13 protein-coding genes are annotated in these 17,454 nt (G+C 58.2%); 5 read left to right on the top strand and 8 right to left on the bottom strand.

What is annotated here, in order from left to right:
• Positions 1–48: 48 nt before the first annotated feature.
• From P3T20_RS36535 to frmR, 5 genes are all read right to left on the bottom strand, one after another.
• The gene (locus tag P3T20_RS36535) at positions 49–963 is read right to left on the bottom strand and encodes a LysR family transcriptional regulator (protein WP_074267527.1); all 915 of its coding nucleotides are present in this window, start codon (positions 961–963) and stop codon (positions 49–51) included.
• A 367-nt stretch (positions 964–1,330) separates the two neighbouring features.
• A complete protein-coding gene (gene fghA / locus P3T20_RS36540; RefSeq protein WP_074267528.1) occupies positions 1,331–2,161 on the bottom strand; it encodes an S-formylglutathione hydrolase in 831 nt (276 codons plus the stop codon).
• A gap of 57 nt (positions 2,162–2,218) precedes the next feature.
• Positions 2,219–2,794 (bottom strand): S-(hydroxymethyl)glutathione synthase, encoded by a 576-nt coding sequence (gene gfa / locus P3T20_RS36545; RefSeq protein ID WP_074267529.1) that lies wholly within the window; start codon positions 2,792–2,794, stop codon positions 2,219–2,221.
• A gap of 74 nt (positions 2,795–2,868) precedes the next feature.
• Positions 2,869–3,978, bottom strand: coding sequence for an S-(hydroxymethyl)glutathione dehydrogenase/class III alcohol dehydrogenase (locus tag P3T20_RS36550; protein WP_074267530.1), 1,110 nt, complete (start codon positions 3,976–3,978; stop codon positions 2,869–2,871).
• A gap of 68 nt (positions 3,979–4,046) precedes the next feature.
• Complete coding sequence (gene frmR / locus P3T20_RS36555) at positions 4,047–4,322, bottom strand: formaldehyde-responsive transcriptional repressor FrmR (protein WP_074267531.1); 276 nt, start codon at positions 4,320–4,322, stop codon at positions 4,047–4,049.
• A 329-nt stretch (positions 4,323–4,651) separates the two neighbouring features.
• Between frmR and P3T20_RS36560 the strand changes: the two genes are divergently transcribed.
• Entirely contained in the window at positions 4,652–5,785 is a 1,134-nt protein-coding gene (locus P3T20_RS36560; protein WP_167379438.1) for an aromatic ring-hydroxylating dioxygenase subunit alpha, read from the top strand.
• A complete protein-coding gene (locus P3T20_RS36565) occupies positions 5,782–6,750 on the top strand; it encodes a PDR/VanB family oxidoreductase (protein WP_429289444.1) in 969 nt (322 codons plus the stop codon). Before P3T20_RS36560 ends, P3T20_RS36565 begins: the two co-directional genes overlap by 4 nt.
• A 146-nt stretch (positions 6,751–6,896) precedes the next feature.
• On the opposite strand, the gene P3T20_RS36570 is transcribed toward P3T20_RS36565, so the two are convergent.
• Together P3T20_RS36570 and P3T20_RS36575 are read right to left on the bottom strand one after the other, a co-directional pair.
• On the bottom strand, positions 6,897–7,820 hold the full coding sequence (locus P3T20_RS36570) for a LysR substrate-binding domain-containing protein (RefSeq protein ID WP_074267533.1): 924 nt from the start codon (positions 7,818–7,820) through the stop codon (positions 6,897–6,899).
• 36 nt (positions 7,821–7,856) lie between these two features.
• Positions 7,857–8,762, bottom strand: a complete 906-nt coding sequence (locus P3T20_RS36575; RefSeq protein ID WP_074267534.1) for an amidohydrolase family protein — start codon at positions 8,760–8,762, stop codon at positions 7,857–7,859.
• A 147-nt stretch (positions 8,763–8,909) separates the two neighbouring features.
• Between P3T20_RS36575 and P3T20_RS36580 the strand changes: the two genes are divergently transcribed.
• Together P3T20_RS36580 and P3T20_RS36585 are read left to right on the top strand one after the other, a co-directional pair.
• The gene (locus tag P3T20_RS36580; protein WP_074267535.1) at positions 8,910–9,578 is read left to right on the top strand and encodes a glutathione S-transferase family protein; all 669 of its coding nucleotides are present in this window, start codon (positions 8,910–8,912) and stop codon (positions 9,576–9,578) included.
• A gap of 134 nt (positions 9,579–9,712) precedes the next feature.
• On the top strand, positions 9,713–10,630 hold the full coding sequence (locus tag P3T20_RS36585; protein ID WP_074267536.1) for a DMT family transporter: 918 nt from the start codon (positions 9,713–9,715) through the stop codon (positions 10,628–10,630).
• 64 nt (positions 10,631–10,694) lie between these two features.
• Here P3T20_RS36585 and P3T20_RS36590 read toward each other — a convergent pair whose 3' ends face one another.
• Complete coding sequence (locus P3T20_RS36590) at positions 10,695–11,573, bottom strand: LysR family transcriptional regulator (RefSeq protein ID WP_074267537.1); 879 nt, start codon at positions 11,571–11,573, stop codon at positions 10,695–10,697.
• A gap of 281 nt (positions 11,574–11,854) precedes the next feature.
• Here P3T20_RS36590 and P3T20_RS36595 point away from each other — a divergent pair, with 281 nt between their 5' ends.
• Positions 11,855–17,413: a trifunctional serine/threonine-protein kinase/ATP-binding protein/sensor histidine kinase gene (locus tag P3T20_RS36595; protein ID WP_083611626.1), complete on the top strand. Its 5,559-nt coding sequence runs from the start codon at positions 11,855–11,857 to the stop codon at positions 17,411–17,413.
• Positions 17,414–17,454: the final 41 nt, after the last annotated feature.

The raw sequence follows: 17,454 nt of genomic DNA on the forward strand, positions 1-17,454 counted from the left end.
GAGGCAGGGATAGCAGCTCTGCTCAAAGCGCCGTACAGACATGGCGGTTCAACGAGGGTTACCGACGATCGACGAGATAAAGTCGAGGAACGCATTCGTCTTCGCGGGCATATGATTTCGAGAGGGATACAGCACATAGAGAGGCCAGCGTTCGTCGCACCAGTCGGGGAACAGATTGACAAGTCGCCCACTTGCAATCAAGCCTTCAATGCCCAGCTCCATGACCTGGGCGATACAGTATCCAGCCAAACATACCGCATGCATCGTACCTGCATCATTAACCATTAATTGGCCTTCGGGATAAAGCTCCATTTGCGTGCCATTGCGATGGAACTCCCATTTAAATGGCAGGCCTGTCTCAGGATTCCGATATCTCAGGCAAATATGTGAGGAGCCACGCAACTCATCGGGGCTACGCGGGCGGCCGTGCTCTTTCAGGTAAGAAGGCGACGCCACCGTGAGTATTCGTGTTTCGAGCAACTTGCGAGCTATCATGGACGAGGACTTCGGCTCGCCGAAACGGATGGCGAGATCGAAGCCCTCAGAGACGGTGTCGCCGAGTTGGTCGCGTGTGACCAGGTCAAGCTTGAGTTCGGGATGGGCTTTGAGGAACTCGCTTAGGCGTGGTCCAAGAATAAGGTTTGAGAAGAAAGGGTGAACGTTCACTCGCAGACGTCCACGCACGGTCTCCTTGCTGCAGGCAGCTGACTCAGCGGCCTCCTCCAGTGCGGTGAGCAGCGGCACCACCTGTTCGTAAAGGCGACGTCCCTCGTCCGTAAGGGTTACGGAACGAGGATGACGGTCGAACAGACGCGCGTCAAGCCGACCCTCGAGTCGCGCGATCGCACGGCTGACGCCGGGCTGCGACATATTTAGCGCCTCAGCGGCGGCAGCAAAGCTGCCGCTATTGGCCACTGCAGCAAGTACGCTCATCCCATTGAGGGTTCGCTCGTCGAAAGCCATATGGCTTCTCCTGTCGGTGGTATCTTTTCGCAACAGCGATGGTAGCGAAAAGCGAAGGCCTATTGATAACGCATTCCAAGAGACAAGACGGAAGTGTTGTCATTGCCATATCGTGCCGCGCTTGCACTACGTGCCGGTATGCAGATACGGGAGCGAGTGAAACGCGCCTTAATGCCGTCTGAACTACCTATAGCCTCAAAGTATCGGAAATGAGACCGCCGCAAAAGTCCGGTGCGACTTTGACCGAGGGATCACGATGAAAAGGTAACTCATCGGTGCCATAACATGTCAATAATGTGTTGGGTCGTACTACGACCAGCATCGTCTCCATGTGTCAGCGTCCGACAATTCTGCGGGTGTAAATCGACTATCCATGGAGAGCTTTAGCATGAAACGCAATATGATTGCCAATGAAGGTAGTGATGAAGTAGTAGCTATGATCGAATCCAGGATAGAGCCTAAGTGTCAGGGGATGGCCGACTGCTTCACAGGAAGCCTTTAACAGATGAGGTTTGAGCTGAGTCTCAAGAAATTCATCTGCAGCGCCTTGATCAACCAGTAGCGGAAGCTTCTCTGCCGCGGACCTGACGAGGTCGCACGCATCGTATTGCCTCCATGCTGTACGGTCTGGACCCAGGTACGCCTCGAATGCTTTCTTGCCCCATGGCACCTGGGCGGGAGCGACGATCGGCGAGAATGCCGAAACGCTGCGATAGCGGCCCGGATTGCGCAGCGCCACGACGATTGCACCATGGCCGCCCATCGAGTGTCCGCTTATGGAGCGGGCTTCTGAAGCAGGGAATTCCGATTCGATCAATTCGGGAAGTTCCGTGACAACGTAGTCGTACATCCGGTAGTGGGCTGCCCAAGGTTTCTGGGTTGCATTGACGTAAAAGCCTGCACCTTTTCCAAGGTCATAACCCATATCGTCAGCAACCTGTTGCCCGCGAGGGCTGGTGTCCGGAGCGACTATGATGACGCCATGGCGACTCGCGTATTGTTGAGCTCCGGCCTTCGTGGTGAAATTCTGCTCGGTGCAAGTCAAACCGGAGAGCCAGTACAGTACGGGTAGTTTTTTCCTGGATGCCAGCGCCGGGAGAAACACCGAGAAGTTCATTGAACAGTTGAGCGAGGCCGACTCATGCCGGTATACGTCCTGCCATCCGTCAAAACAGGCACGGTGTTCTATCCGTTCCATTGCGACTCCTATAAATAGCGGACGGATCGGTATGAACGATCCGCCCTGGCTTTTTTGCTACTTCAGCACACCACTGCGCTTTGCGATGTGCGCGGCTATCGCGTCCATTAGCGGAGGATTGAGTGCGTCGTGCGGTGCGAGCCCAAGCTCGGTAAGTCTGGCTCGAACGTCATCCATTTGTTCCGGCTTTGCGCCGCCACCTTCGATCACCGACGAGACGAATGCCGCAAAACGTGGCTCCTCCCAACCTTTGTCGTTGGACAGTTCGGTGTGCACGAAGTCGAGACCGTAGAAAGGATGGTCGCGGTTCTCGATCCGACCATACATGTGAGTTCCGCACGCCTTGCAGGCATGGCGCTGGATAGCGGCGTTCTCGTCGACTACCTGCAGCTTTTCCGGGTGAGCCGTGACTTCGACCTTGTCTCTCGGGACGACTCCCACTACCGAAAAAGCGGCGCCAGCGGGTTTCCAGCACTTGGTGCAACCACAAGCATGGTTGTGTGCCACGTTACTGGTTATCCGGACTTCGACTTTGTCCTTCTGACAATTGCAATGGAGGGTACCGCCGGCGAAGCCGGGTGTACCCTTCTTGATACCGGTATCGACTGATGGGTGGATTGCCACAGTGCTCATTTTGAATTCTCCAATGTTTTCAGAATAGGAATCGGCGCAACAACGCTACGCCAATGACTGCGCACGGTCGTGTCCTAATAGTTGATCACGGTGCGAATCGACATGCCGTCGTGCATCAGGTTGAATGCTTCGTTTATCTGATCAAGCGGCAATCTGTGCGTGACAAATGGGGCGAGCTGGATGTCACCTCGCATGGCGTCTTCCACCATGCCTGGTAGTTGTGAGCGCCCCTTTACGCCACCAAATGCTGTGCCTTTCCATGTACGGCCTGTCACCAGTTGAAACGGACGCGTCGAGATTTCCTGACCGGCCCCCGCGACGCCGATGACTATGGACTGTCCCCAGCCACGGTGCGCGCACTCCAGCGCGGCACGCATGACCTTGACGTTGCCGATGCATTCGAACGAATGATCGACGCCCCAGCCGGTCATTTCGACGATCACCTGCTGAATCGGCCTTTCATGGTCTTTCGGGTTGACACAATCGGTAGCGCCGAAGGCTTTCGCGAGATCGAACTTCGAGGGGTTGGTGTCGATCGCAAAGATGCGCCCGGCCTTGGCCTGACGCGCTCCCTGAATTACTGCAAGGCCGATTCCACCAAGTCCGAACACGGCGACACTGTCACCCGGTTGAACCTTCGCGGTGTTGTGCACCGCGCCGATACCCGTCGTTACACCGCACCCCAGCAGACAAACCTGTTCATGGTTGGCAGCGGGGTTAACCTTCGCCAGCGAGACCTCGGCGACTACGGTGTATTCGCTGAAGGTTGAGCAGCCCATGTAGTGGTAGATCGGCTGGCCGTTATAGGAGAAGCGGGTTGTACCGTCGGGCATCACACCTTTGCCTTGGGTCGCACGCACGGCGACACACAGGTTCGTCTTTCCGGATTTACAGAACAGGCATTCGCCGCATTCGGCCGTGTACAGCGGAATCACGTGATCGCCAGGTTTGACAGATGTGACGCCTTCGCCGATTTCCACGACGACGCCTGCACCTTCATGCCCGAGCACGCAGGGGAACAGGCCTTCTGGGTCGTCGCCCGACAAGGTGAAGGAGTCTGTATGGCATACACCCGTGTGAGTGATCTTTACTAATACTTCGCGTTTCTTTGGCGGTGCAACATCGATCTCGACGATCTCAAGGGGTTTTCCTGGCGCGAATGCAACTGCAGCACGTGATTTCATGACAGCTCTCTCAATTGGACGACGAAGACAGGCGATATGAGTATCTGGACGGACTGGGCTGCACATCATCACCGCAGGTAGGTGCGAACGAGATTGATAACGCCGTTGATCGATGCATTGGCGCCGTCCTGGCGGTTGGTCGCGTTAGAAAACTCCTCGCGCAAATGGCTTTCAAGCACGCAGGCCATCAGGCCATTGATCGCGCCGCGCGCTGCGGCGATCTGCTGCAGAATCGCCGCGCACTCAGCACTCGCCTCCAACGCCCGCTCAAGCGCTTCGACCTGCCCACGCAAGCGTCTGACGCGGGTAAGCAGAAAATTTTTTTCCTGGGGTGAATGCGGCACATGACCTCCGTTAGATACTGGGCGTGAGTATGTGGTATTGCCACCGTCTTTCTTTATCTCAACGTCCAGCTTTCTAAGGACGTAAGTGAAAACTCCAGGCTCGTGACGACTAACAGGTTTGTTGCTGAGACCTATGCGGAGAGCACGGTGTAAAACATAACGGACTTCGGGAAAGACCTGGGCAACGCGTTAGACGATCCGATAAGCGTTCGGCCGGACGCAGGTCTAGTATTGATACATAGGATTAACCGGCGAAATTTGTCCGGACAATGCTTGAAACGCGAGGGGCGCTTCCTCGCACGAATAGATCAAATACAGGAGATAGCGTGATGTCGACCGTACAAAAGAACCCTGTCCAACTCGAAGTTGTCGGTTCTGATTCGAAGGAGAACGGGCAGCCGAATACGCGGTTTTTGCAGAACGTCTGGTACTTTGCCGCGTGGTCTGCGGATGTCTTGCAAGAGCCTCTCGAACGGCTCATCATCGACCAACCCGTCGTTTTGTTTCGTACCTCCGAGGGTGAGGTGGCGGCTCTGCGAAACGTGTGCCCGCACCGCTTTACTCCGCTTAGCATGGGCACAGTGGTTGGCGACACCATCGAATGCCTCTATCACGGTCTGCGATTCGCACCTTCGGGGCAATGTGTTCACAATCCCCACAGTGCGACCATTCCCAAAGCGGCTTGTGTCAGGCGCTACCCGGTGGCGGAGCGCGACGGGATCGTGTGGATCTGGATGGGCGCAGCCGAACTCGCCGATGAGTCCACCATTGTTCGTTATCCGGAGTTGAATCAACCCGAAAAGTTTACGTACACCCGTGGGCAAACGATGGAGATGCCCTTGAATTATGAGTTGATGACAGACAACCTGATGGATTTGAGTCACGTTGCCTTTACGCACAAGAATACCTTGGGTTCTGATGGGCTCGTCCCTGGTCAGACGGAAGTACGTGAGGATGGCAACTCGATATGGAGCATGCGGATGGCGCCAAACACAAAGCCCGCGCCATCCTTTTCGATGTCAGGTGGGTGCTCGAAGGACGACGTCGTAGATTACTGGCTGGACATCCGTTGGGATGCGCCAGCGAACTTCTATCTCACATCTGGGCACGCACCGGCCGGACAGGGACGTTATCACGGAGCTCAGATTGATTCCTTGCAGGTAGTGACGCCGTCGAGCGCTAACCGGTGTTACTACTTCTTTATACATCTGCGTAACTATCGTCGCGACGATGATGCCATGACGCACGAACTGGCGGAGTTTATCCGTCAGGCGTTCGCCACGGAGGATGAGCCAATGATCGCGAGCGTCCAGAGGAATATGGACGGTCGCACGCTAGAAGAAATGAAGCCGGTGCTGCTGACATGTGACGCAGCTGCAATGCGGGTCCGCAGGGCGCGCGAGCGGCTTCTGGACCTTGAGGCGAAGAGTGATAGTGATGGGATGGTGGAGCGTCGTAAATGAATGATTCGTGGATTGAAGTAGAAGTTTCGGCCAAGGAACTCGAGGCGGATGGCGTTGTCCGTCTTGAGCTGGTGGACAGGGAGGGCGGGGAGCTCCCCGGGTTCACGGCTGGCGCACACATCGATGTCGAAGTCGCACCTGACCTGATAAGACAATATTCGCTTTGCAACAGTCCGCGCGAGCGCCATCGCTACGTGATCGGTGTGCTGCGGGAGCCGTCATCGCGTGGCGGCTCACAAGCTGTGCACGACAGCATTCAGGCCGGTCACACAATCCGGATCAGAGCGCCGCGTAACCACTTCGCGCTTGATCCCACTGCAAGCCGCTACATCCTGTTTGCAGGCGGAATCGGCGTGACGCCGATACTGGCCATGGCCGAACATCTCAGTGATTCGGGAAAGCCCTTTGAGTTGCACTATTGCGTGCGCACGGCAGCTCGTGCCGCCTTTGTCCGGCGCATGACGAAATCGTCATTTTCGGCTCATGTGCATCTTCATTTTGATGACGGGCTTCCAGAACAACGGCTTGAGATCCGGCAGGCATTGGGGAGTTCGGACGACGACGCGCACGTGTATGTTTGCGGACCTGCGCCGTTCATTGGATATGTTCTGGAGAATGCGCGCGAACGGGGTTGGCCAGAAGCGCGGCTGCATCGAGAGTTCTTCGCTGCATCGACATCAACCGCCGCGTCTGCAGAGGAATCCTTCGAGGTACAACTAAGCAGCACGGGGCAGATCCTCACGGTTCCTGCGGATCGAAGTATCGTGGAGGTTCTGGGCGAAGCCGGTGTCGCTCTGGAAGTCAGCTGCGAGCAGGGGGTCTGCGGAACGTGTCTGACGCGGGTGTTGCAGGGCGAACCCGATCATCGGGATGTGTATTTGACGGATGCGGAACATCTTCGCAACGACTGTATGACAGTCTGTTGCTCCCGCTCGAAAAGCGCGAGACTCGTTCTCGACTTGTAGGCACCGGACCGGCACGTCATCGGGTGTATTGATTGATGGTCAGACGCGTCAACCAGCGTCGCTATGAACGCGGCGCGGGTCTCATGAATCCACACTGGAATGGGAGCCACACGACCCTCGTCGCCGACGCTAGCCGTGTCCGATTGTCATCTGTCCACTCGCATTCGACTATTGGCCTTTGCATATTCGACCAGGTGCTCCGACAAGTTTTTCACAAGCGTCGGCAGCGTGTCGGGCGGTTGCGTCACCAGGCTTACCTCGCGTATGGCCCAGGGATCTTCGAGCGCGATATAACGTATGTTCATGCTCTTCACGTAGCGCTCCACTGAGGAAATCGGCGCGATGCCGATTCCGACGCCCGCCTCGACCATGCGGCACATGGCCTCGAAGTTGCTGACCTGCACTCGAGGCCGGAAATTCCCGCCGGATTGCGTTGCCACGCGCGCCATGAACCGGTGTAGGGCTGTGTCGCCCGGCAAAGCGATGCAGGAAAGCCTGAGCGTCTCGGTGAAAGAGATCGAAGAGACGCGCGCCAGTTCGGAAGAAGGCGGCAAGATGACGACCAGCCTGTTACTGCCGAAAGGGCGGGCCCACAATTCGCCCGTTCCGACCGGACTGGACACGACGCCGATATCCGCCTCGCCGGCAGCGACCGCCCGTACGATATCGTCGCTGAGTGCCTCTCTGAGCTCGATCTCCACGTCCTGGTGCTGCGCTAGGAATCCGCTGAGCGCCTGGGGCATGAATTCGGTCATCGAAGTCGTGTGCGCGTAGACTTTCACCTGACCCCGCAAGCCACGGCTGAAATCGCGCATGTCGAAGCTTAGGTGCTCCATCTGCTGTATGATCTGCTGCGCATGCGCAAGCAGTGCCCGGCCAGCCGCAGTCAGCGTGGCCCCCTGAGGCGTGCGATTGAGCAGCCGCGCACCAACCGTGGCCTCCATGTTCCTGATCCGCGTGGACGCGGCGGCGGTGGAAATGGCGCTGCGGCTGGCACCTTGAGTCAGGCTGCTAGCATCGGCGATATGGATGAAGAGTTGTAGATCGAACAGATCCAGACGTAGGTTCATGGCGCATCATGATACCGCGGTGAATGAATCATTCGCCTACATGTCGCCATTCAGTTCCAACCGATAAAGGCGTCGCGCGTTTCCACGGAAGAGGCCTTCCACCTCGTCGGCGCTGTAATCTTCGAAATATCGGACATAGTCTTGCCAGACTTCCCGATAGGGCGTGACGATACTCTCCACGGGGTAGTTGCTGGCAAGCGCACACCGGCCAGAGCCAAAAAGATCAACGGTATAGTCCAAAATGGGACGTATCGAATCCAGCGTCCATGCGGTGTCGAACATGCCGAACCCGGATATTTTCACCGCGACATTAGGTAGCTGGGACAGCTTCCGCATGTTCTTGCGCCAGAGCGCATGGCGTTCGGCTTGGTTTGCATAGGGCATGCCGACGTGCGTAAGAATAAATTGCGTGTCTGGGTGCGCGCGCACCAGCCGGACCACGTCTGCTCCCTGTTCGGGGAAGAATTGCAGATCGAAGGTCAGATCGAATTCCTTGATCAACCGAAAATTGCGTTGCCATACCGGGTCGTGCAGTGGGTCGTAGGCGGGCGACGCGTCGAGCCGCCGATGCAAGGCCTGGCGGACGCCCCTGGTATTCCTGAATGCACGATGGCCTTCGAGGACTGCACGCACATCAGGCGCCGCCAGATCGACATTGCCCACGATGACCTGAGGGACCCCTCCGGAACGAACGACATCGTCGGCTACACCTTGCAGCCAGCGGGTTTCGCGGACATGGTCAGAAGGATCGTGCTCTGCCTGGATATGCACCGCAGCAAGCAATTCGAAATCCTCTGAGTCCAAAAGAAAATCCGTCACCAGATAGTTACGCCGTAACGAGCAGTAGTCCGGCACGACCGAAGATCGATTGCCGTCGTTTAGCCACGGGTAATAGTTTTCCTTCAAATCCCACAAATGGAAATGTGCATCGATGATTTTCATTCGAGCCAGCTCGTATGTTGAACACCCGAACATTGTGCGGACAGGTCGCTGCGGCTGGCAATCAGGATTGCATTAACACCGTGTTAGGGATGCGTTGACGGGGGCTTTTAAAAATACTGATAGTCACTTTTCCTCTGGAGCTACATCATGCGTGTTCGATTTCGTTCGCGCCAAGGCATCATGCAGCTATTCGCAACCCCCGCATCGCCCTGGGTCCGCCGGGTCATGATTTGCATCATCGAACTGGGCATCCAGGACAAAGTCACCACGATCCAAACCCGATGGCCGCACTCGTGGGGAACGCACACCGTGCCATTCACGCCCGAATTCGGCCAGGCTACACCGGTTGGCCGCATCCCCGCGCTGGTGACGGATCAAGGGCTGAGCCTCGCGGATTCGATGGTGATCTGCGATTACCTGAACGCTGAGTATGGTCAATACCGGCTGCTTCCTCAGGCAGGCGAACGCCGGTGGCGCATCCTGTCCCAAGTCGCCATCGCGAACGGCATACTCGAAGCGCACATCAGCCGGCGCGCGGAACTGCTCCGCGATCCGGCGGGACGATCCGCCGCTTTCCTCGAAAAGATGAAGGTCCGGGCACAGCGCTGCTTCGTGGCGCTGAATGAAGACGCGGTGGATTTCGCGCCAGAACCGGATCTTGCCCAGATAACCATTGCCGCTGCTTGCGGGTTTTCCGATTTCCGCTATCAAGGCGATCAATGGCGCGCGACATCTCCCCACCTTGCGTACTGGTATGAAAACTTCTCACAGCGTTCTTCCATGGTGCTGACAAGACCCGCGGAGACCCCGCAATAGCCCTCCCGAGTCTCCGATAAAAAATGGCAGCAAGGTTCTACATCAGGAAATTCTAAACAGTCACGATGCCTCGCGAGCTCTCGTTCGCCGCGGACACCATTTTCCAATTTCCTTATTTCAGGAGACGTTCCGCCATGTCTGCCCCGTATTTCCTGTTTCCTTTCGTCGCGATACTGCTATGGGCTGGTAACGTGATGGTTACGAAGCTGGCGGTCAACGCCATCGATCCGACGGCTATCACGTTCTGGCGACTTGCTTTTGCTGTTGCATTGATGAGCACGTTTGTTCAGAAGCCGGTGTGGCGCAGCCGCGCCGTGATCGTGCCGCAATTGCCAAGACTTGCGATTCTAGGTTTTCTCGGCATGGCGCTGTTTCAATGCCTGGCATATCAGGCAGCGAAAACCACCACCGCGACCAGCATGGCGGTCATCACCTCGCTTGTGCCACTTCTGACTATGCTTCTCTCTGTGCTGTTTTTGCGCGAAGCCCCGACGGTGGGCATGCTATGCGGCGGCCTTCTATCCTTGGTTGGTCTTGTCTACCTGGTCAGTTCAGGAAACCCGGCGGCGCTTCTCTCAGGCGGCGGCCACGTGGGTGATCTGCTGATGCTGATTGCGGCTCTTGCTTACGCACTGTACGGCGTGTTGCTCCGACGCTGGAACGTCGGCCTACCGTCATGGCAGTCGACCTATTTGCAGGCAATCGCCGCGCTGGGCTTCATGCTGGTTTTCGAATTTCGGCTACCGCTGCACGCGGCGCTCCCGAATCGGGCGAGCGTACCGTTGATCGTATATGCAGGCATGTCTGCTTCCGTCGTACTGCCGTATTTGTGGATGCAGGGAGTCAAACATCTAGGCGCTAACCGCTGCAGTATGTTTATTAACCTGCTACCTGTCGCGACAGCCGTCATCGCGGTTGGCTGGTTCAGAGAGCATTTGCATGCATATCACCTCCTCGGCGGCGGAGTCACTCTTTTGGGCGTATTGCTGGCACAGATGATTCGCCGACCGTTGCTGATCGGCTGCCGCGCGACTCACAGGCCAGCGAAATGAGGTAAGTGGGAATCCGTAGACCTGGCGCGAATGCATGCTGGACACGCAATCGCCGGACGCGATATCAAGGCCTAAAATGTTGGATGAACTGATCGAGTGCGGGGTTTTTAGCGTCCGCGCTCCATACGAATTCAACTTCATAGGTGCTGGACAGGTCTGGATGACTGATCAGTTGAGCATCAGGCGGGCAGCTGTACTCTGATACATCCGGCACAATCGAATATCCCATGCCCGCAGCGACGAACCCCAAGATGGTGGAAGTATCGACCGCCACTTCTACCAGGCGCGGCACGAACCCCGCTCGCTGGCACTGATCAATCCAAAAATCGTAGTGCGACGGTGCGTTTTCGCGAGCGAACCAGATACAGGGTTCATCTTTGAGTTCGGCAAGTGTAGCTGGCGGCTTACGGGCAAGATTGCTTTGGCGCGGCACCGCGAGCATCAGCCTGCCGCCAAATATGGTGTGCCCAAAAAATGCTTTATCGCTTCGATCCCTAAGCGCGAGAAATCCGCCGTCGAGACTGCCATCAGCAATTTCCTCGATCTGTTTCATAGCGAGTACCGGCTCAAGCGTAACGGCTATATTGGGATGAGTCGTTCTGAACTCGCGTAGTAGTCGCAAGATTGAAGGGTGCCAACTGTAGCTGGCAGATACCCCGATTCGGAGAGCGCCAAGTTGACCGCTTGCTATTCGCGAGACCCGCTCAGTCGCCATCTGTAGGTCATCAAGCAGGCGTGTTGCGTCTACGACAAGCTGTCGTCCCGCCGCAGTGAGTTCAACACCTCGAATGCTGCGGACAAAGAGAAAGGCTCCTAATTCTTCTTCCAGATCCCTGATTTGGCGGCTCAAGGCTGGCTGAACGACGTGCAAGTGTCTCGCGGCCTCGGCAACGCTGCGATGCTCGGCGACGGCGAGAAAATATCGTAAATGGCGAAATTCCATGAGGGACCTCGTTCCCCTATACCTCAAAAGCATAGCATCAATTTTTAAATAGTATTTTTGTTGCTTTTGTCATCCGGTTACCCTAGTGCAGATCAGAAATTTTCCACAGAAATCTACCATCGTCGACGTCGAACCCGCGCGTCGATTGGGCTATGCACCTCCCTGGGTGATTGGCCCCCTCACGATGCTCACACTGGTTTCTCTGTGCCTGTGTTTCGGGCACTAAGGGAAAACGCAACGTACCGGTGTAGGCAAGTCGCTGGCGTCACAAAGGAGAGGGTGTGGCCATCGCGAACTGTCAGATCCTTGAGCGGGTCTGCGCGACAGCGGGCTCCGACCTCTTCCGTGGACGCTCCGCGGATGGGTCGACGGTACTGTTGAAGTTGCCTGCGGAAAACGCCGACCCAGTCCAATTCGCTCTGCTGAAACGCGAACACCTCCTGCTGCAATCTTTAAACGTCGCGGGGATTGCGAAACCGCTCACGTTAATCGATGAGCGAATCGGCCCGGTGCTGGTGCTCGAAGACTTCGCCGGCGAGTCGCTCGAAGCCGTTTTGGGTCGTGCGCCGCGAATGGACCTGCCTGTTTGCCTGCGTATCGGCCGTCATCTGGCGGATACGTTCGCGGGTATCGATGCCGCGCAGGTTATCCACCGCGATATCCGACCCGCCAATCTCCTCGTCGAGCCTGGCACTGGCCGGGTTCTACTGGTGGATTTCAGTATGGCGACGGCAAAGGAAGCCAGCACCGTCCCGACGAGGGAGGTCACCGCCCCCGCTGGAGATTGGGCTTACGTGTCCCCCGAGCAAACGGGCCGCATGAATCGTCCGGTTGATTATCGGACCGACTGCTATTCGATGGGTGTAATGCTCTATCGGATGCTGACCGGCCAGCTGCCATTTCAGGCGAACGACCCGCTGGAATGGACGCATTGCCATATCGCCCGTATGCCGATACCACCGACGGGGATCACGCCCGAGGTGCCACAGCCGGTGTCGGATATCGTGATGAAGATGCTGGCCAAGCTACCAGAAGACCGCTACCAAAGCGCGCAAGGCCTGAAGGCCGATCTCGATCGGTGTCTGGTGCAATGGCGGACCTCGGGTCAGATCGAGCCGTTCCCGCTCGGCAGGGAAGATATCCCGGTACGTTTCCATGCCCCGCACAAGCTCTACGGGCGGCGCCACGAAGCAGCGAGGCTGCTAGGCGCCTTCGAGCGGACGGCGGCCACCGGCGAGGCCATGCTGGCGATCGTCTCCGGGTACTCCGGCATCGGCAAGTCGACGCTGGTCGAGGCGTTGCGCAGGCCGATTGTGGCGAACCGTGGTTACTTCATTTCGGGCAAGTTCGATCAGGGCCAGCGCTATTTTCCTTATGCTGCCATCATCAAGGCGTTTCGCGAACTGGTGCAACAACTACTGGCGGAAAGCGAAGCGCGCGTCGCCGGCTGGCGGCAACGGATCCAGGCCGCGGTCGGCACCAATGGCCAGCTTATTGTCGATGTGCTGCCCCAGGTCGAGTTGATTATCGGCGCGCAATTGCCGGTGTCGGCGTTGCCGCCGACCAAGGCACAAAACCGGTTCCGCGTGGTGTTCCGGCAATTCGTCATGGGGTTCGCGAGCGAGGCACATCCTCTGGTTCTCTTCCTGGACGATCTGCAGTGGATCGATCCGGCTAGCCTGACGCTCGTCGAGGACCTGATCACACACCCGGACACACGCTATCTGCTGCTAGTGGGTGCTTTTCGTGATAACGAAGTGAGTGCCACGCACCCGTTGATGACGAGCGTCGAGAGGATCCGCCAGAATGGCACATCGGTGAACGAGCTTCAGCTCGCGCCGCTGTCGGTCGTGGATCTGAACCGGCTGGTGGCCGACACGCTCCGTGCACCATCTGCTGCCGCCTGCGAACCGCTCACGCGGCTTGTTCGCGAGCGCACAGGGGGCAATCCGTTCTTCTTTATCCAGTTCCTGGATGTGCTGCACCAGGAGGGGTTGCTGCGGCACGATGCGCAACACCGGGCCTGGCGGTGGAACCTGGATCAGATCAGGGCTAAAAATTTTGCCGGCAACGCCGTCGACCTGACGGTGGGTAAGTTGCGACAATTGAGGGTCGCGGCACAGGAAACCTTGCGACTGGCGGCATGCCTCGGCAACACTTTCGACCTTCGCCATGTCGCGCTGGTCAGCGGCAATTTGGCGTTCGCTGCATGGCAAGGCGTGAGGGAGGTCAAGGTCGAGGTCGAGCAAGCCCTCGCGGCCGCGGCGCGCGAAAATCTGATTGTGCTTGCCGACGGCACCGGCAAGTTCCTGCATGATCGGATCCAGCAGGCCGCCTACGCGCTGATTCCCGACGCGGAGCGCGCCGGCGTCCACCTAAGCATCGGTCGCGTGCTGCTGGCCAACCTGACTGCAGACGAACTTGCAGAGCATGTGTTCGATGTCGCGAACCAGTTCAATCGGGGCGCAACCCTGCTCACCGGGCATGATGAGAAAGTGCAGATCGCGGCGCTCGACCTGAGTGCCGGGCGCCGGGCTAAGTCCTCGGCAGCTTATGCGTCTGCGTGCGTGTACCTGGCGGCCGGCATGGACCTGCTCGACGACGGCAACTGGGTCAGCCACCGTGACCTGATGTTCAGTCTGCGGCTCGAACGCGCGGAGTGTGAGTATCTGACAGGTCGCGCCGACAAGGCTGAGCAACTCATCGAGGAGCTATTGCGGCGATGCGTGTCGAGAGTCGATCATGCGGCCGTCTGCCATATGAAGGTGCGGCTGCATATCGTCAAGTCGGAGAACCGGCAGGCCGTCGACAGCGTGCTCACCTGCCTGCGCCTGTTCGGCATCGATCTCCCGGCGCACCCGTCTCAGGAACAGGTCGAGGCCGAATACGAAGCGGTCTGGCGCAACCTGGCGGGTCGCCCGGTCGAGAGCTTAATAGACGTGCCGCTGATGACCGATCCGGAACTGCAGGTCGCGATGCGTCTTCTCTCGACCCTGTATGAATCCGCCTACTTTATCGATTTCCAGTTGTTGTGCCTGCACCTGTGCCGCATGGTGAACATCAGCCTGCTGCACGGCTCGAGTGGTGCGTCCGCGTACGCCTGCTTCGGGTTTATCCTTGGCCCGGTGTTTCGCCGCTACCGCGACGGTTACCGTTTCGCCAGGCTTGCATGCGACCTGGTCGGCGAGGGCGGTTTCCCTGTCGATAAGGCATTAGTCTATATCGCAACGGGACACGTTGCTTTCTGGACCCAGCCGATCGAAACCGTGATTGACTTCCATCGGGCAGCGTTTCGCACCGCGACCGAGACGGGCGATCTGACGACGGCTTGCTACAGTGCGTTCCATTGCACCAGCGACCTTCTACTGCGGGGCGATCCGCTCGAAACGGTCTGGCGCGAGTCGCAGCGGAGCCTCGACTTCGTGCGCAAGGCCGGGTACCTCGACGCGGCGGACGCCATAGTGTGCAACCAACGCTTCATTGCGACCATGCAGGGTCATACCGCGAAATTATCCACGTTTAGCGACTCGCAGTTCGACGAAGCGGCGTTTGAGGCGCAACTGACGGACGACCGGATGAGCTCGATGGTCTGCACGTACTGGATCTTCAAACTGCACGCGAGATTTCTGGCAGGCGACTACGTAGCGGCCCTCGACGCCGCCCAACGGGCGCAACCGCAATTGTGGGTCCTGGTCGGCCTCTTTCAGTCACTTGACTATTTTTACTACACGGCGCTGACGTTGGCTGCACTCTATGAGAACGGGTCCGCTGGCGAGCAGGTCGCGTGGCACGCCCTCCTCGACGAGCACCGGGAGCAATTGCGCGAGTGGGCTGACACCTATCCGCCTACGTTCGCGGACAAGCACGCCTTGGTGTCGGCTGAGATCGCCCGGATCGAAGGGCGGAACCTCGATGCGATGTGTCTGTACGAAGTGGCCATTCAAGCGGCCAGCGATCAAGGGTTTGTCCAAAACGAAGGCATCGCTCATGAACTGGCCGCCGGATTTTGCCGTGCCCGCGGATGGGCGAGCGCCGGCCGCGCCCATCTGAACGAAGCGCGCAGCTGTTTTGAGCGCTGGGGCGCACACGGCAAAGTCAGGCAGCTCGACGCGCGCATATCGCCAATACGCGAAGTAGCAACGTCTCGGCTCGCCACGCCTGTTGGCAATGTGGTGCAACTCGATCTGCTGTCGGTCGCCAAAGCCTCGCAGGCCATATCTAGCCATATCGTGCTTGACGATCTTGTCGACACGCTAATGCACATCCTGCTCGAAAGTGCCGGCGCGCAAACCGGCCGGCTGTTGCTAGCCCACAATGCCAGCTTGGCACTCGTGGCCGAAGCGAGCCTCGCGCAGCAGACCGTTCACGTCCGGCGGCACTTGGGCGACGTGTCGCACGGCTCGGCCCCGCCGGAGTCAGCCGCGCGCGAAGCGGCGTTGCCGGACTCCATCGTCAACTATGTCCAGCGCTGCCAGGAGCGGGTGCTGCTGGATGATGCGACGCAAGCGAACCCCTTTTCGGCAGACGAATACCTTACCCGCCGCCAACCGAAGTCCGTGTTGTGTCTGCCTCTCATGCGCCGTTCCGAATTGATCGGCTTGCTGTATCTGGAGAACAACCTGGCCATCCAGGCGTTCACGCCTGAGCGCATAACCGTCCTCGAATTGCTGGCCTCGCAGGCCGCGATTACCCTCGAGAACGCTCGTCTGTACCGCGATCTGGCGGAACGCGAAGCAAGGATCCGACGTCTCGTCGAGGCCAACATTGTGGGTATTTTCACTTTCCATCTCGATGGCCAGATTCTCGAGGCCAATGAAGCGTTTCTCCGGATCGTGGGATACGACCGCGAGGACCTCGAGTCGGGACGGATGTGCTGGACCGACATGACCCCACCCGAGTGGCTCGAGCGCGACAACCAGCGAATCGCGGAGCTCACGACGACAGGGACATTACAGCCCTTTGAGAAGGAATATTTCAGAAAGGATGGCAGCCGTGCGCCCGTGCTGATCGGCGTGGCGACGTTCGAAGTAGGGCAGCACCAAGGTGTCGGTTTCGCACTTGATTTGACCGTGTGCAAGCGGGCGGAAGCCGAAGTGCGGGAGAGCGAGGAGCGCTACCGTGAAGTGCAGATGGCGCTCGCGCACTCTAACCGGGCCGCGACGATGGGGCAGCTCACAGCCTCGATTGCCCATGAGGTCAGGCAGCCGATCACTGCGGTAGCGACCTATGCTTCGGCCGCCTCGCGCTGGCTGGACGCGAGGCCCGCTAACCTTAATGAGGTCAGGCAGGCGCTCGATGGCATCGTCTATGAGGCAACACGCGCTGGCGGCATCATTAGCGGGATTCGCGACCTGGTCAGAAAAGCGCCTCCACGCAAGGACCGAGTAGACATTAACGAGGCGGTCGTCGAGGTGATCGAACTGACGCGGGGCGAAGCGGCGAAGTACGACGTCTCAGTGCTGACGGCACTCGGCGATGCCTTGCCTCTCGTCCTGGGTGATCGCGTTCAGTTGCAACAGGTGATGCTCAACCTGATCGTCAACGCCCTTGAGGCGATGGGCTCAACGAGCACGGGTCCCCGTGAGCTACTGATCAGCACAACTGCAGATTTATCGGATGGCGTGTCTATCGTCGTGCGGGATTCTGGTCCGGGGCTCCCTCCAGATGAGTTCAGTCGCGTCTTCGATCCGTTCTACACGACGAAGGAGAATGGCCTAGGCATGGGCCTGTCGATCTGCCGTTCAATCGTCGAGACGCACGGGGGGCGGTTGTGGGCTTGCAAGAATGAACCGCGAGGGGCTGTCTTTCAGTTCACGTTGCCTGCTGGGGGGGGAGAGTAGAAGTGGTACCTGCTTCGCTCGGGGGCGTAGAATAATTGCAT

Source organism: Paraburkholderia sp. GAS206C, assembly GCF_050435645.1.
Classification (GTDB): Bacteria; Pseudomonadota; Gammaproteobacteria; order Burkholderiales; family Burkholderiaceae; genus Paraburkholderia; species Paraburkholderia phenazinium_B.

What these genes read in the sequence shown, in the direction of transcription:
- P3T20_RS36585 (WP_074267536.1), top strand. Translation starts at nt 9,713, where the DNA reads ATGTCTGCCCCGTATTTCCTGTTTCCTTTCGTCGCGATACTGCTATGG.
- P3T20_RS36575 (WP_074267534.1), bottom strand. Translation starts at nt 8,762, where the DNA reads ATGAAAATCATCGATGCACATTTCCATTTGTGGGATTTGAAGGAAAAC.
- P3T20_RS36560 (WP_167379438.1), top strand. Translation starts at nt 4,652, where the DNA reads ATGTCGACCGTACAAAAGAACCCTGTCCAACTCGAAGTTGTCGGTTCT.
- fghA (WP_074267528.1), bottom strand. Translation starts at nt 2,161, where the DNA reads ATGGAACGGATAGAACACCGTGCCTGTTTTGACGGATGGCAGGACGTA.
- P3T20_RS36580 (WP_074267535.1), top strand. Translation starts at nt 8,910, where the DNA reads ATGCGTGTTCGATTTCGTTCGCGCCAAGGCATCATGCAGCTATTCGCA.
- P3T20_RS36590 (WP_074267537.1), bottom strand. Translation starts at nt 11,573, where the DNA reads ATGGAATTTCGCCATTTACGATATTTTCTCGCCGTCGCCGAGCATCGC.
- P3T20_RS36535 (WP_074267527.1), bottom strand. Translation starts at nt 963, where the DNA reads ATGGCTTTCGACGAGCGAACCCTCAATGGGATGAGCGTACTTGCTGCA.
- P3T20_RS36565 (WP_429289444.1), top strand. Translation starts at nt 5,782, where the DNA reads ATGAATGATTCGTGGATTGAAGTAGAAGTTTCGGCCAAGGAACTCGAG.
- P3T20_RS36570 (WP_074267533.1), bottom strand. Translation starts at nt 7,820, where the DNA reads ATGAACCTACGTCTGGATCTGTTCGATCTACAACTCTTCATCCATATC.
- gfa (WP_074267529.1), bottom strand. Translation starts at nt 2,794, where the DNA reads ATGAGCACTGTGGCAATCCACCCATCAGTCGATACCGGTATCAAGAAG.
- P3T20_RS36550 (WP_074267530.1), bottom strand. Translation starts at nt 3,978, where the DNA reads ATGAAATCACGTGCTGCAGTTGCATTCGCGCCAGGAAAACCCCTTGAG.